Source organism: Mycobacterium adipatum, from assembly GCF_001644575.1.
GTDB classification, from domain to species: domain Bacteria; phylum Actinomycetota; class Actinomycetes; order Mycobacteriales; family Mycobacteriaceae; genus Mycobacterium; species Mycobacterium adipatum.
Genome location: NZ_CP015596.1, coordinates 3,261,969 through 3,276,635 on the forward strand (window position 1 = coordinate 3,261,969; position 14,667 = coordinate 3,276,635).

At 68.0% G+C, this 14,667-nt stretch carries 15 protein-coding genes and 1 pseudogene; 7 read left to right on the forward strand and 9 right to left on the reverse strand.

Annotation, left to right across the window (positions count from 1 at the left end; genetic code table 11):
• Positions 1-6: 6 nt before the first annotated feature.
• Positions 7-933, reverse strand: coding sequence for an SDR family oxidoreductase (locus A7U43_RS15495; RefSeq protein WP_067996937.1), 927 nt, complete (start codon positions 931-933; stop codon positions 7-9).
• A 129-nt stretch (positions 934-1,062) separates the two neighbouring features.
• On the opposite strand from A7U43_RS15495, the gene A7U43_RS15500 reads away from it, so the two are divergent.
• Positions 1,063-2,169, forward strand: a complete 1,107-nt coding sequence (locus A7U43_RS15500) for a glycosyltransferase (RefSeq protein ID WP_067996940.1) — start codon at positions 1,063-1,065, stop codon at positions 2,167-2,169.
• A 57-nt stretch (positions 2,170-2,226) separates the two neighbouring features.
• The gene (locus A7U43_RS15505) at positions 2,227-2,637 is read left to right on the forward strand and encodes a hypothetical protein (protein WP_067996944.1); all 411 of its coding nucleotides are present in this window, start codon (positions 2,227-2,229) and stop codon (positions 2,635-2,637) included.
• A 4-nt stretch (positions 2,638-2,641) separates the two neighbouring features.
• Here the strand turns inward: A7U43_RS15505 and A7U43_RS15510 are convergent, their stop codons facing one another.
• Positions 2,642-3,286: a TetR family transcriptional regulator gene (locus A7U43_RS15510; protein WP_231963325.1), complete on the reverse strand. Its 645-nt coding sequence runs from the start codon at positions 3,284-3,286 to the stop codon at positions 2,642-2,644.
• 40 nt (positions 3,287-3,326) lie between these two features.
• Here A7U43_RS15510 and A7U43_RS15515 point away from each other — a divergent pair, with 40 nt between their 5' ends.
• The gene (locus A7U43_RS15515; protein ID WP_231963326.1) at positions 3,327-4,652 is read left to right on the forward strand and encodes an NAD(P)/FAD-dependent oxidoreductase; all 1,326 of its coding nucleotides are present in this window, start codon (positions 3,327-3,329) and stop codon (positions 4,650-4,652) included.
• On the opposite strand, the gene A7U43_RS15520 is transcribed toward A7U43_RS15515, so the two are convergent.
• Both A7U43_RS15520 and A7U43_RS15525 read right to left on the reverse strand, forming a co-directional pair.
• Positions 4,649-5,932: a cytochrome P450 gene (locus A7U43_RS15520; protein WP_067996952.1), complete on the reverse strand. Its 1,284-nt coding sequence runs from the start codon at positions 5,930-5,932 to the stop codon at positions 4,649-4,651. The two genes, A7U43_RS15515 and A7U43_RS15520, sit on opposite strands and share 4 nt — an antisense overlap.
• Positions 5,933-5,981: 49 nt before the next feature.
• Positions 5,982-6,389, reverse strand: coding sequence for a DUF6188 family protein (locus A7U43_RS15525; protein ID WP_067996954.1), 408 nt, complete (start codon positions 6,387-6,389; stop codon positions 5,982-5,984).
• Positions 6,390-6,665: 276 nt separating this feature from the next.
• Between A7U43_RS15525 and A7U43_RS15530 the strand changes: the two genes are divergently transcribed.
• On the forward strand, positions 6,666-7,535 hold the full coding sequence (locus A7U43_RS15530; RefSeq protein ID WP_068002797.1) for a cyclopropane mycolic acid synthase family methyltransferase: 870 nt from the start codon (positions 6,666-6,668) through the stop codon (positions 7,533-7,535).
• Positions 7,536-7,539: 4 nt separating this feature from the next.
• On the opposite strand, the gene A7U43_RS15535 is transcribed toward A7U43_RS15530, so the two are convergent.
• Positions 7,540-7,971, reverse strand: coding sequence for an acyl-CoA thioesterase (locus tag A7U43_RS15535; protein ID WP_067996958.1), 432 nt, complete (start codon positions 7,969-7,971; stop codon positions 7,540-7,542).
• Positions 7,972-8,032: 61 nt separating this feature from the next.
• Here A7U43_RS15535 and A7U43_RS15540 point away from each other — a divergent pair, with 61 nt between their 5' ends.
• Positions 8,033-9,019, forward strand: coding sequence for a threonine ammonia-lyase (locus A7U43_RS15540; protein WP_067996961.1), 987 nt, complete (start codon positions 8,033-8,035; stop codon positions 9,017-9,019).
• Here A7U43_RS15540 and A7U43_RS15545 read toward each other — a convergent pair.
• Both A7U43_RS15545 and A7U43_RS15550 read right to left on the reverse strand, forming a co-directional pair.
• Entirely contained in the window at positions 8,987-9,208 is a 222-nt protein-coding gene (locus A7U43_RS15545) for a hypothetical protein (RefSeq protein WP_067996963.1), read from the reverse strand. The two genes, A7U43_RS15540 and A7U43_RS15545, sit on opposite strands and share 33 nt — an antisense overlap.
• Positions 9,209-9,426: 218 nt before the next feature.
• Positions 9,427-10,898, reverse strand: a pseudogene (locus A7U43_RS15550) (peptide MFS transporter).
• A 260-nt stretch (positions 10,899-11,158) separates the two neighbouring features.
• Between A7U43_RS15550 and A7U43_RS15555 the strand changes: the two are divergent.
• Positions 11,159-12,421: a DUF7159 family protein gene (locus A7U43_RS15555; protein ID WP_067996965.1), complete on the forward strand. Its 1,263-nt coding sequence runs from the start codon at positions 11,159-11,161 to the stop codon at positions 12,419-12,421.
• 109 nt (positions 12,422-12,530) lie between these two features.
• Positions 12,531-13,271 carry a L,D-transpeptidase gene (locus A7U43_RS15560; RefSeq protein ID WP_068002798.1) on the forward strand — a complete coding sequence of 247 codons (741 nt, stop codon included), beginning with the start codon at positions 12,531-12,533 and terminating at the stop codon, positions 13,269-13,271.
• 19 nt (positions 13,272-13,290) lie between these two features.
• Here A7U43_RS15560 and A7U43_RS15565 read toward each other — a convergent pair whose 3' ends face one another.
• Positions 13,291-13,938, reverse strand: coding sequence for a sterol desaturase family protein (locus A7U43_RS15565; RefSeq protein ID WP_067996968.1), 648 nt, complete (start codon positions 13,936-13,938; stop codon positions 13,291-13,293).
• On the reverse strand, positions 13,935-14,657 hold the full coding sequence (locus A7U43_RS15570) for a FadR/GntR family transcriptional regulator (RefSeq protein WP_067996970.1): 723 nt from the start codon (positions 14,655-14,657) through the stop codon (positions 13,935-13,937). The genes A7U43_RS15565 and A7U43_RS15570 overlap by 4 nt, the downstream gene beginning before the upstream one ends.
• Positions 14,658-14,667: the final 10 nt, after the last annotated feature.

The window sequence follows — 14,667 nt, forward strand, 5'->3', positions numbered from 1 at the left end:
CGTGACTCAGCCGGCACCCCAGCCGTCCGGGCAGTAGCCGTCGACGTCGGTGAAGCCGTACTCCCGCGCCAGTGCGATCGATGTCACCGACCGCTGGTTCCAGCGAGCCCGCGTCTCATCGGCGGCGATGGCGACCACCCCGCGACCGACGAACCTCGGCGACTCGGACTCGGCGAATCCCGGCGGGGCGCTTGGATAGCCGTCGTCACGACGGGCGTGCAGCGCGGTGCGCCAGTTGGCCTCCGTCACTCCGTAATTGTCCAGCATCATCTCCGAGCGCAACCATCCCGGACTGACTGCGACCGCAGTGGCACCGAATTGGCGCAATTCGTGTCCGTGGCTGAACGCGAGCCGGTTGACCGACATCTTGGCGAGATCGTAGAACACCGACAGTCGGAACGTTTTGTCATTGTATTCGGTTGTGCCGTCGGTGATCTCGACCAGCAACCCGCCGGGCCGGGTGACCATCAGTGGCAGCAGGCAATGCGAGGTGATCAGGTGCGTGCGCACACCGAGCTCGACGATGCGTAGACCGTCATCGAGACTGTGCTCCCACATCGGGCGTCCCCAGGTCGCCGGCGGACCCTTGAGCACCTCCGCACCCCAGATATCGTTGACCAGGATGTCGATGGTGCCGTGCTCGTCCCGGATGCGGTCGGCCAACGCGCGGACCTGATCGGCTACCAGATGGTCGACCTGGATCGCCACCCCGGTTCCGCCGAGCGAATTCACCAGTGCCGCAGTCTCTTCGATGGTCTCCGGCCGGTCGTAGTCCGAGCCGCCGCGTCCGGTGACGCTGCTGCGTCCGGTGCAGATCACGGTGGCTCCGGCCTCACCCAGGGCGGCGGCGATGCCCCGACCGGCGCCTCGGGTGGCGCCGGCCACGACGGCAACCCGGCCGCGCAGCGCCCCGGGGCCCGGTAATCCGGCCATGGACGCAAAGTATGCGCGCGGATGCTCGACCTCGTGGCCGAACTCGCGTAGCGCACATTCACCTTCAGTTAATGCACTGGTAGACCGGGCGTGTACGACCGCACACGGTCGGCGACTGTGATGGCATGCATGCGGGTTGTCCAGGTCGCGAATTTCTACGGTCCGCGGTCTGGTGGGCTGCGGACCGCCGTCGACCGACTGGGTGCGGAGTACACCGCGGCAGGCCACGAGGTCACCCTGGTGGTACCCGGTGACCGCGCCGCGCGGCACACCCTGGATTCCGGCGTGACAAGGCTGTCCCTGCCCGCGAGGCTGATTCCGTTCACCGGTGGCTACCGCGCGGTGCTACCGGGCCCGGTCATCGAGCTGCTGGCCCAACTGCGACCCGATGCGTTGGAGGTGTCCGACCGGCTGACGCTGCGCTCGCTGGGCCCGTGGGGCAGGCGACACGGGGTGGCGACTGTGATGATCTCCCACGAACGGCTGGACCGCCTGGTGGGTCAGCTCCTGCCGGCTCCCGCCGCCCGCGCGGTCGCCGATATCGCGAACCGGCGCACCGCGAACAATTACGACGCGGTGGTCTGCACCACGTCGTTTGCCCGCGCGGAGTTCGACCGGATCGGCGCGAACAATGTGGTCACGGTCCCGCTCGGGGTGGACCTCGACCAGTTCCATCCCCGTCATCGCAGCGCGCTGCTGCGCAGCCGCTGGGCACAGCCCGAGCAGACCCTGTTGGTGCACTGCGGCAGGCTCTCGGTGGAAAAGCACGCCCACCGCAGTATCGACACCGTTGGCGCGCTGCGTGATTCGGGAATCGACGCGCGGTTGGTGGTGGTCGGTGAGGGGCCGCTGCGGACCCGGCTGGAACGGCAGGCGGCCGGTCTTCCGGTGGAGTTCACCGGCTACATCGGCTGTCGCGACACCGTGGCCGGGATCCTGGCCACCGCCGACGTGGCGCTGGCGCCGGGTCCACACGAGACCTTCGGCCTGGCCGCATTGGAGGCTCTGGCCTGCGGGACGCCCGCGGTGGTGTCGCGCACCTCGGCGCTCGCCGAGATATTGACCGCCGACAGCGGGGCAACGGCCGACAACGATCCGGCGGCGCTGGCGCGCGCGGTCACCGCGGTGATCGCCCGGCCCGAGCGGCACCGCCGGACCTGCGCGCGTCGCCGCGCCGAGCAGTTCACCTGGCCGCGGGCGGCCGCGGGCATGCTCGACGTCCTGGGCCGGCGCTGACCCCCAAAATTCGGCGGCCGGGCACGGCCGGTGCTCCGGTGCCCTACCATTCCGGGCATGACGGTCTCCGGCGTGACGTGGCCTGGGTGGGTGATATCCGCCGTGGTGGTGGCGGCAGCATGCGGGACCGGTTCTGCCGCGGCCGCGCCGGATGACCAGGGCTGCGCGACGACGCTGACGTCGCCGCAGGTGGTCGACGTGTCCGGAACCGCCATGGTGTCGGCCGCTGTCTCGCCGGGTGCGTGCAACCGCGCCGCACCACAACTGCAGGTGGCCTGTCTGCAAGTCGTCGGCAGTTCCGTGGCGCCGGTGTGTGTGCAGGCTGAAGGGCCGAATACCGCGCGGGTGAACTTCGCCCCCTACACGCCGGGTGCCAGTTATGTGGCCACCGGCCGCAGCTGTGCCAACGCGGGCAGCCCGCCCGTCACCTACTGCCGGTCGGCCGGCCCGGTCACCGTCACGCTGTAGGCCGTCACCGCGGGCGGAGCAGTTGGTCGGCGGTCAGCTGCACCAACCAGGCCCGGAACCGCCGGTGTGACCATCCGCGGGTCGTGACCATACGGCTGAACAAGACGGGATCGCTTGCCAGCCAAGCAATATCGACCGCGTCGGCGCGACGGACTCGGTCAGTGAGGGCGTCCAGCTCGTCAAGGCGTGCGATTACCGCGCGCGCTCCGTCCAGACGCTGGTGCTGATACTGCCCGAGCAGCTCCGCCGCCGCGTCGTCGGAGTCGGCGGCAATCTCCAAAGCGTGGAACAGCTGGGCGACCCGGGTGTCGACGCCCACCAGGACGTCCACCCATCCCTGCAGCACACGGGCGGGATCATCGGCGGTGAGCGCCGTGGACAGGTCCGCGCGCTCGACCAGGGCGGCGTCATCGTCATCGCCGGTGATCGCCCAGTCCAGCGCGGTCTTGAGGAGTTCGACCTTGCCGCCAACCGCGGTGAATACGGTTCTGCGGCTCACGGAGGCAGCCGCCGCCACCGCGTCGATGGTGGCGCCGGCAAACCCGTGTTCGACGAACACCGCGGTCGCGGCGGCAATAACGGTGCGCCGGGTCTGCCGGGCTTGCGCGGCTCGCAGGGTCGACCGGTAATCACGCTTGACGGAATCCACTATTTACCTCACTCTTAGTGAATTCACTACACTATCAGTAATGTCAATTGGGGGAGCGATGCGGATCGCCATCATCGGGGCAGGCCCGTCGGGGTTGTACTGCGCCATCGCACTGGCCCGGCGCGGGCACGACATGCTGGTAGATCGGGAGCCGGGGCCGCCGCCGCACGGCCTCTGGCGCCGCGGCGGTGTCATGCAGTTACACCACGCGCATACCTTCCGGGGCCCCGTGGTGGGCGCGCTGCGTGCCGAGATGCCGGATGTGCTCGACGATCTCGCGATGCGGCGGGCGGGAATCGTGTACGACGGTGACGGCAGGGCGATCGCGCTGCTGTGCCGTCGAGCCACCTTCGACGCCGTGCTCAGGCAGCGCGCGGAGCGCACCGCGGGTGTCTCGATCCGCACCGGATATGCTGCGCACACCCAGGCGGGCCTGCGAATCGACGGCTCTTCGGTCGCTGCCGATCTGGTCATCGATGCGACCGGACGCAGCGGCAGGCTCACCGGAAGGACCTCGCGGCCCGGGGCCGTCGTGGACTGTGGTGCCGTCTACGTCACCCGCCAGTACCGGCTGCGCGGGCCGGGACTGCCGCCGACCAACAGCCCGATCGGCCTGTCGCTCAGCTTGGACGGCTACGTGGCGATCGCCTTCATTCACGATGATCGGACATTCTCGGTCACGCTCATCCACGACGGCTCCGACCCGCTGCTGCGCCAACTCCGCCATGAGGCGGTCTTCGAGCCGGTGATCGCAGCCATTGCGCAACTCGGTGAGTGGACAGCGCCCGGCCGATCGGATCCCATCACCCCGGTGCTCGCCGGTGGACGCCTCTACAACGGGTACCGCGGACAACTCGACGACGCCGGGCGGCCCGTCGTCCCCGGGGTGATCTCCGTCGGCGATGCGGTCTGCACCACCACGCCACTTGCCGGGCGCGGCGTCACGCTCGCCCTGTGGCAGGCCCGCGAGCTTGTTCGCGGCATCGACGGAAAGGATCTGTCGCGCATCGACATCGAGGATCTCGCCGGGAACTTCGACGCCTGGTGCCGGGCGGCCATCAAGCCGTGGTTCGTTGACCAGGTTCACGCGGACAGGCATCGGTTGCGTCGGTGGGCGGGGCACGACGTCGACCTGTCCGAGCCGCTGCCCAGCGATCTGATCGCCGCTTCCGCCGAGGTCGACCGGCGAGTCGGCGCACTGATCGGTCCCTATCTGAGGATGGACGCTGGGCCGCACGTTCTGGCGGCGGCCGAGCCACTGGCCCGGGCGGTGTTCGCCACGGGGTGGCGTCCGGCACTGCCGGACGGGCCGTCACGCGATGAACTGGCTGCGCTGTGCCAATCGGTTTCCGCGCGCACCGCCTAACTCGCGGGCGTCCAGCGCACCGGGAGGCGCTTGATGCCGTGGATGAAGGCCGACAGCAGACGGTCGGGCTCGTCGTCCGCGGTCAGATCGGGAATCTGGCGGTGCAACTCCTCGAAGGCCAGGGTGATCTCCCGGCGGGCCAGATTGGCGCCGAGGCAGAAATGTGCGCCGCCGCCGCCGAAGCCGAGATGCGGGTTGGGGCTACGCCGGACGTCGAACAACCAGGGGTCGGCGAACCGGGTTTCGTCCCGGTTCGCCGACCCGTACCACAGGGTGACCTTGTCGCCGGCGGCCATGGCGACGCCGCCCAGCTCGGTGTCGCGGGTCAGGGTCCGCCGCATGTAGACCACGGGGGAGGCCCAGCGAATGATCTCCTCGACCGCGGTCGGCGCGAGCGCGTCGTAGTCCGCCCACCAGATATCGCGTTGTTCGGGGAAGCGACTCAAGGCGGCGACCCCATGGCTGATCGCGTTGCGCGTAGTTTCGTTGCCGGCCACCACGAGCAGGATGAAGAACGACGCCACCTCCGCGGAGGTCAACTGCTCGCCGTCCACCTCCGCGGCCACCAGCGCCGTGGTCAGGTCCTCGCCGGGTCGTGCCCGCCGGTCCTCGGCGAGTTCGGTGGCATACGCCCCGATCTCCATCGCCACCGTGGCGAACTCCTCGAAATCGGTCGTGAGATCGGGGTCGCCGAATCCCAGAATGACATTCGTCCAGTGGAAGATCTTGTCGTGATCGTGCTCGGCGATGCCCATCATGTCGCAGATCACCTGCAACGGCAGTGGGCCGGCCAGCGCCGTCACCAGGTCCGCGCGACCGTCGGGGTGCTCGGAGACCATGGTGGCCACCAGGTGGCGCGCGCGTTCACGCACGGATTCTTCGATCCGGGCGACCACCTTCGGTGTGAACGCGCTGCGCACGATGTTGCGTAGCCTGCTGTGCCGCGGATCGTCCATCGCGATCATCGATCCGAAGTACTCGGCGAGCTCGGGGGTCTGATCACCGATGGTGATGTTCGGGCTGGAGCTGAACAGGTCTGGGTGCCTGCTCGCGAAGTGCACGTCGTCGTAGCGCACCAACGCCCAATGCCCGGCGCCGGCGTCCACGCCTTCGCCGCTGATCGGCTCGTGGAACGAGACGGGGGCCTGGCGGCGCAGCGTGGCAAAGGCGCCGTCCCGGAAGTCGTCGTCCCGCGACCAGAACCGCCAGGATCCCAGATCGACGTCGCTCACATCGACGTGCGGAGGCGGCGAACCATTGACACGTGTCACGATCGGCATGGCCGTAGCTTAGGTTCGCGGCGGGTGGGCCACCGCGGCTTTCCGGTCCTCAGTCCGGCAGATCGTGGCGCACCACGCGCACCCTGCCGTGCGGCAGGCAGGCCGCGTAGCCGTGGTACTTGCCGTAGAGCTCCCACGAGGTGTGCGCATCGTCGCTGGGGACGTCGATGTGCTGCCCGCCGGAGAACTGCAGGTGCAGGCTGCCGTCCTCATCCCACTCGGCGTGCGTACAGGTCGACCCGGCGAAGTCGAACAGCGGTTTCTGTTCGTTGCGGACGGCTGTCGGATTGATCGTCACGACCTCGGCCGACCCGCGGGCCCCGCCGGCGAGTTCGGGCAAGGTCAGCTCCATCGGAACCGAGATGACGAGTTCGTTGTATTCGTCGAGGTTGAGCACCAGACCGTCGCGGAACATGATCCGCTGCAGTGTGCGCCCCTGGATCCATTGTTCGGTCATTTTCCCACTGTGGGCCGTTGCTGGGCGCGGCACAAGAGGCCATCGATCGTTCGCTCCGGTTCAGGGCCCCAGCCGCGGCCCTGACTGTAGAGCGCAGGTGAAAGCCGCTGGTCGAATCCCCTCCGGACGGCCCTCGATCGGCCACAATGTTCGCTGATGTAAACGTATCCGACCCGCGGGCGTAAACTCCACGCATCGGGGGAAGGGTTCACGCCGCGAGCCGGTCCATGTACGTGCACTAATGAAAGGGCTGAGTTGCCCGCATCAGACAACCGCATTCCCGAAACCGGCCTCAAACCGCACTTCGTGGATGTTCAGGCGCATTACGACCTGTCGGACGACTTTTTCCGGCTGTTTCTGGATCCCACCCAGACATACAGCTGCGCCTACTTCGAACGCGACGACATGACGTTGGAGGAGGCTCAGTACGCGAAGATCGACCTCTCGCTGGGCAAGCTGGGACTGCAGCCGGGGATGAAACTGCTCGATATCGGCTGCGGGTGGGGGGCGACCCTGAAACGGGCGATCGAGCGCTACGACGTCGACGTGGTCGGGCTGACGTTGAGCCGCAACCAGCAGGCCCACGTGCAGAAATTGTTCGATGGCCTGAACACCGACCGGTCCCGCGAGGTGCTCCTGCAGGGTTGGGAACAGTTCTCCGGTTCGGTCGACCGCATCGTGTCCATCGGTGCGTTCGAGCACTTCGGAGCCAGCCGGTACGACGACTTCTTCAAGATGGCCTACGCCGCTCTGCCGGCCGACGGCACCATGCTGCTGCACACCATCGTCAAGCCCAGCGATGCCGACTTCGCCGAGCGCGGGCTGCCGCTGACCATGACGAAGCTCAAGTTCTTCAAGTTCATCATGGACGAGATCTTCCCCGGCGGCATGCTGCCGTTCGTGTCCGTGGTGGAAGAGCACGCCGCCCAGGCCGGTTACGAGGTGCAGCGAGTGCAGTCGCTCCGCCTGCACTATGCGCGCACGCTGTCCATCTGGGCGGACACCCTGCGGGCGCGGCGGGACGAGGCGCTTGCCATCCAGTCAGAAGAGGTCTACGACAGGTACATGAGGTACCTGACCGGCTGCTCGGACCTGTTCCGCGACGGGTACACCGACGTCTGCCAGTTCACCCTGCACAAGCCCTGACGGGCTAGCGCGCAGCGTACAGGGAGCGGCGCAGATCCTCGGTCAGTTCCCGCTTGGCCCAGGTGTCGGTGGACACGACGACATAGACGTTGCGCCCGCGCACGGCGACCCGTTCGACGCTGTCCGGGTCGTCGCGCGCGGTGCGCAGCACGGTGAAGGCCACCGCGAAGCTGGTGGTGCCGATGTGGTCACAGACGGCGTCGATCCGCACGCCGTCCCGCCAGCGCACCGACGCCAGATAGTCGATTTCGCTGTGCACGACCTGGAAATCGATACCGGCGTCCGTCATCTCGGCGTAGTCGAGGCCATGCTCGGCGAGCAGTGCGGTGCATGCCTCGTCGAACCAGGTGAGGTAATGGCCGTTGAACACCACGCCCTGCTGATCGATCTCCGCGTATCGGGGCACGATTCTCAGTGAGCTCACGGCAGTCACCATGCACCACCGCGGCACCGCACGGCTAGCATCGTGCGGTGATCGCTGCCGCCACGGAACTGCCATGAGTGCACCCACCCTCGTCACGGTGGACGATGTCAGGGCGGCTGCGGATCGCTTGCGCGGCAGCATCATGCGCACACCGCTGATCCCGGCGCCGTGGGCCGATCCGCAACGACCGCTGTGGATCAAACCGGAAAGCCTGCAGGTGATCGGCGCGTTCAAGGTGCGCGGTGCCCTCAACGCCATCGGTCGCATCGATCCCGACGTCCGCACCCGTGGTGTGGTCGCCTACTCCAGCGGAAACCATGCTCAGGCGGTCGCTTATGCGGCCGCGCGCTTCGGCATCGACGCGCATATCGTCATGCCCGAGGAGACCCCGGCGGTGAAGGTGGCGCGGACCCGCGAACACGGGGCGCGCGTGGTGCTGTGCGGCGCTGGCCGGCGCGAAGCGGTCGCGGCGCAGCTCGTCGAGGAGACCGGCGCCACGCTGGTGCCGCCGTTCGACCATCCCGATGTCATCGCCGGCCAGGGCACCATCGGACTGGAGATCGCCGAGGATCTGCCCGATGTCGGCACGGTGCTCATCCCGGTCAGCGGTGGCGGGTTGGCCTCCGGGATCGGCACCGCCATCCGGGCGCTGTGTCCGGACGCACGCATCTACGGGGTGGAACCGGAACTGGCGGCCGACACCGCGGCGGGCCTGCGCCGCGGCAGCCGGGTCAGCATGTCGATCGAGGACCGTAACCGGACCATCGCCGACGGTCTGCGATCGCAGCCATCGGAGCTCACGTTCGCGCATCTGCAGCACGTGCTGACCGACGTGCTGACCGTATCGGAAGGTCAAATCCGTTCGGCCGTAGCGGAACTGGCCATACGCGCGCGTCTGGTCAGCGAACCCAGTGGGGCTGTCGCGCTGGCGGCCTATCGGCACCACCGTTTGCCGCCGGGCAAGACGGTGATCATCCTTTCCGGCGGCAATATCGAAGCCGATCTCTTGGCCCAGATCGTGGCCCAGTCACCAGAGGTCGGGGTTCACCAGGGGAACTGACACCGCACAACCCTGTTGTGCGCAGTGTGACCAGGCATCTTGTTCGGCGGCGGCCTTGAGCCGGCGACGCTGACCGGCCCATCCGCAGGAGCAGGTCGCAGTGGAATGGCCGAAACCACGGTTGTAGACGTAGACCGTTCCGTGTCGGGTCGACCCGGCGAACAGGTCTTCGAGCAGCATGGACTTCATCAACTATTCTCCTTCGTCGACCTGACCTCGGTGTCATGGTGACGTGCTGGCGCTGTTCGATTCTCCGCCCAGCCACGCCGGTGCGGCGGGATCTGCGGGTCACGAGTCGGTGCAGATCCTGTCAAGCCGACGTAACTGGCGTTGTCGATCTACCCGGGGTTCGGCGTTGCTAAACCCGCTGCCCGCGCACGTAATTGACGCTTGTGTAGCTTGCTGTGTCAGTGCACGCCCGGCATCAACCGACTGATGCGTCCGGTGTAGGCCAGCACCAGCAGGCCCGCGCCGATCGCGACCAGGCCGAGGATGCCGAAATAGGCGAACTCGTGGGCCGGGTCGTAATAGCGCGCCAGCACCCCGGACATCGACGTCCCGAGTCCGACCGAGAAGAAGTACAGCGCCATCATCTGCGCACGGAACGCATCCGGCGCGAGTTGGGTCGTCACGGCCAGGCCGATCGGGGAGATCATCAACTCGGAGACGGCGAAGCCGGCCATCACCGCGACGATGAACAATGCCGGCACGGCCCGCCCTGTGGTGCCGGCGAACGGCAGGAACAGCAGGAACGCCGCACCCATTCCGATGACGCCGTAGGCGAACTTGCGCGGTGTGGTGGGTGCTCGCCGGCCCAGGCGGGTCCACATCACGGCGAACAGCGGTGACAGCGCAATGATCCAGATGGGCTCGATGGAGCCGATCCAGCTCGACGGCGCCGTCCAACCGAAGATCGACCAGTTCATCCGCTCGTCGGAGTACACCGCCAGAACGGTGAAGATCTGCTGGAACAGGGACCAGAACACGGCATTGGCGATGAACAACGGGATGAAGGCGCGAACCCGGGTGCGTTCGCCCGCGTCGACCTTGGGGCTCGTCAGCAACAACGCGAAATAGCCGATCGCGGCGATGATGATGACACCGGTGGTCACCTGCGACAGGTTCGCCAGGGTCACCAGCCCGCTGGCGAAGGCGGCCACCGCAACGGCGACGACGCCCACCCCGACCGCGGCCGCCGGCAGAATACCGCTGCGCGGCAGCGGGTTCGGTACCTCTCGGCCATGGCTGCCCAGGTTGCGGCGGAACACCACGTACTGGGTGAGGCCGAGCGCCATGCCGATCGCGGCGGCGCCGAAGCCGTAGTGGAATCCCATCCGGGTCTGCAGCAGGCCGGTGATCAGCGGCCCGACGAACGCGCCCAGGTTGATTCCGAGATAGAACAGCGTGAAACCACCGTCGGCGCGCGCGTCCCCCTTGTCGTACAGGGTGCCCAGCAGTGAGGAGGCGTTGGCCTTGAGCGCACCGGAGCCGAGCGCGACGAGCACCAGACCGGCTGCCACACCGGTGATTCCGGGCAGCACGGCCAGTGCGATGTGTCCGAGCATGACGACCACGCCGCCGTAGAACACGGTGCGTTCCATGCCGAGCACCCGGTCGGCGAGCCAACCGCCGAGCACCGTCGACAAGTACACCAACCCGCCGTAGGCGCCGACGATCCCGGTCGCTGTCGTCTTGGACAGCTCCAGCCCTCCGTCGGTGGCCGAGTAGTACAGTACCCCAGGATGGTGAGCATCCCGTAGAAGGAGAAACGTTCCCACAGTTCGACGCCGAAAAGGTTGGCCAGCCCGATCGGGTGACCGAACAGTGTGCGTGCCCGCGGTGTTTCGGTCTGGCCCCCGGCCCGATTCGCCCCAGTCATGACCGCCACCTTTCCACGACGTCCGGTCGGGCAACCGCATCCGCCGGAGATGGCGCGCTGCGGTATCCACCCCGGCTAATCCGTACTATTGCTTTCACCTGCCATGAGGTGTGATTTGGCTAATCGTCAACCGAAGATCTTGGCGCTCGGGTGGGTTACCGGGCGCCGCGCAGGTAGTCTCAGCCGGATAACGGGACGGTGGCTGCATCGTCACGACGCGGTTGCCTGCGTGCGGCCGACGAGGGTCCGAAGGGGTACATGTGGACGCGGTGCTCGGATTGTCGATGACACCACGGTCGCTGTCCGTGGTGGTCGTGGGCGGCGGCGATGAGCCGGTCGGCAGCGCACACAACGCCTTCGAGTTGTCGGTGGAGGGATCCGACGGCCGGTCGGCGACCGAACGGGCCACCGCCGCGGTGGAGGCGATCGCGGCTGCCCGCGGCGAACGGCTGACGTCCATCGGCCTCACCTGGAGTGACGATGCGGACGCCGAGGCGTCGCTGTTGATGGAGTCGCTGACCGAATCGGGGTTCGACAATGTGGTCCCGATCCGGTTGCCGGAGGCCACCGAGGCGCTGGCCCGCGGCATGGCCGACGTCATCGGCTGCCGCACCACCGCGGTCTGTGTCATCGAACCGGACGCCGCGATCGCCTTGATCGTGCACACCGGCGACGGTGCGGTGCAGACCGCGGTCAACCACGGGATCGATTCCGACGAGAGCCTCGTCGGTTGGCTGAGCACCGTGTTCGCCCGGGCCGACTGGCAGCCCGAAGCCCTGGTGGTGGTCGGCTCGGCCGGGGGGTTCGACACCGTGCTGCCGCGGTTGGAAGAGGCACTGTCGGTTCCGGTCTTCGCGCCCGCGGAGGCGCCGCTGGCGTTGGCTCGGGGTGCCGCGCTTGCCTCGACCCACAGTGCCGGGCTCCCACTGGACTCCAGCCCGCTGTTTTCCTCGGAGGGTAGCGGACGCCACGCGGCGGTCGAAGCCCGGATTTCGCCGGCCAGCATCCTGACCGGACTCCTGGTCGCCGGCGTCGTGAGCTTCGTGGTGTCGGCGTCGGTGGCGCTCGCCGTCGAGCTCTCGCCACAGCAGCCTCAGGCACGCCCGGCCGTCACCGCCGAGCGCGTCGTCGACGAGGTCCCGGCGGTGCGGCCGAGCCCGAGCGTCGCGCTCCCGTCGCCACCGCCGCCGGCGGCTCCGGTCGTCGCGGAGCCGGTCGAAGCCGTCGCGCCGGTGGTCGAACCCGTCGTGGAATCGGTGCCGCCGCCCGAGGTCAACCCCGTGGTGGACGATGCCCTGGCCGACGGGAATACCCCGGCCGACGGGCCCTATGTCTTGCAGGCCCCGGCCGCCGCGCCACCGCCGCCGGTGGTGGCGCCGCCGACAATGGCGGGCCCACCGCCCGTGGTGGGGCCGGTCTATGACCAGCCCAAGAAACCGCTGCTGCAGCGCATCAGGGATAAGCTGCGGATCGGTGGCGACGATCAACCGCCGCCGATCATCATGAATCCGCCGATGGGCTGAGCGCCGACCCCCGTCTCTGGCTAACATTTCCCGCACTGGGCACGATCTAGGATGTAGTCCAGTACGCCAGGTCCGGATGTCCGGAAACAGGGAGGTCGGGAACTTGCGCATGAACTTTCGGAATGTGCTCGCGACGGCGGGTGTCGCCGCGGTTGCGCTGCTGGGTTCGACGGCCACCGGCGTGGCGGCCGTGTCTACGCCGCCGCAGGCGGTTTCGGTTTCGCCCGCTCCCGGTGATGTCGTGGGGGTCGCCTATCCGGTGACCGTGACATTCGCCGATCCGGTCCGCAACCGCGTTCAGGTCGAACGCGGCATCACGTTCTCGGCCGGCACTGTCCCGGCCGGCACCTTTGACTGGCTGGACGACTCGACGGTGCGTTTCACACCGACCGACTTCTGGCCCGCGCACTCGAGCATCTCGGTCCAGGCGATCGGATTCAAGTCGTCGTTCGATACCGGCGCTCAGGTGGTCGGCGTCGCCGATATCAGCGCCCACACCTACACGGTGAGCATCGACGGAGTGGTCGCCAGAGAGATGCCCGCCTCGATGGGCAAGCCCGGGTTCGCCACCCCGATCGGCCGGTTCACCGCGCTGGGCAAGGAGAGCGTGGTGGTGATGGATTCGCGCACCATCGGCATCCCGCTGGATGATCCGGAGGGCTACAAGCTCACCGTCTACGACGCGGTCCGGGTGACCTGGGGTGGCGTGTACGTGCACGGGGCGCCATGGTCGGTCAGTTCACAGGGGTACGCGAACGTCAGCCACGGCTGCATCAATCTCAGCCCCGACAACGCCGACTGGTACTACAACAACGTCAGCATCGGTGACCCGATCATCGTGCAGGCCTAAGGCTTTCGCGACCGGGCTTTCACGACCGGGTGTGCAGGTGTCGGGCCGTCGGTGAGGTCTCGACGGTGCCCGGGTCCGGGTAGGTGCCCAGCACCCGGTCGGCCGTGCCACTGCTGGTGACGGTGAACCAGTAGTGCTCGTTCTTGAAATGGTGCTGGCGGTGGTTTCGCCAGATCGACCGGTATACCGCGGATTTCGGCTTGTAGTCGGTGTGGATCAGGTAGTGGCACCATTCGTATGCGATGCCGAGCAACGCAAGGGATGTCAAGAAGGTGAGACCGCGTCCGAGGCTGGGGAAGACGACCAGCGCGATCGCCACGGCCAGCGGCAGCACCCACAGCAGCGACTGCCAGGGAATGAACACCAGCGCCACCTCGCGCGGCTCGACGTGATGGTCGCGATGCTTGCGCGACAGCAGCGGATCCACCGTGAGGCCGGCGATCCGGCGCGGACGCCAATGCAGGATCGCCACGTGGATCACCCACTCGACGAACGGGAACACCGCCAGCATCACCAGCGGTACCGCGGCGTCGGTGACCTGCCAGTCGCCGGCGGCCAGCCGGGCGGCGGCCGCGGCGAGCAATGTCGCGGTGAGCATCCACGGCGACGGGTGGCGCAGAAACTCCCGCCCCACGTCGGCCAGCGTCACCCCTCGTCGGGTACTCATCGGTGGTTCTCCAATTCGGTGAGAGCGCCCAGCAGCGCGGTGGTGGCGGGTTCCAGCAGGGCGCGTGCGGCGGCCGCGGCCGCCTCGGCGTCACCGCGCTGCACGGCCTCGGCGATCGCCCGATAGGCCTCCGGGCGGTCGACCTCGGCGGCCATCATGACGGCCAGCGCCGGCAGCGCGGGTTCGTAGGTCGCGCGCAGCGTGTTGTACATCAGCCGGAACGCGATCGAGTCCGCGCCGTCGACCAGGTGGTCCCAGAAGGTGAGCGCGTGGCGCTGGCGCTGCAGCGGATCGGTGTCCTCGCTGAGGGCCTCGATCGCCGCATCCAGCAGCGCGGCCAGCCCCGGCCCGCGCCGCGCCGCCGCGAGTTCGGCCACCTTGGGGCCGTTGTGCAGCCGGGTTTCCAGGATGGAGCGCACAACGGTGGTGTCCAGCTCACCGGCCTGCAACAGCAGCCGGGGGAGTAGGTCCAGGCCGGCGTGCCTGCGGAAGTCGCGCACCGTGGTGGTGTCGCCCTGGCGGATCTCGACGAGGCCGATCGAGGTCAGCCGTTTGAGGGCCTCCCGTATGGCCGGCCGGGAGACTCCGAGCACCTCGGCGAGACGACGCTCGCTGGGCAGCGAATCGCCCGGTTTCATCTCGCCGCTGAGCACCTCGGCGAGGATCTGTTCGAAGACATCCTCGGGAACCGAGCGCCGGTCGACCGGTTGGAGCGCCATGAAACGAGCA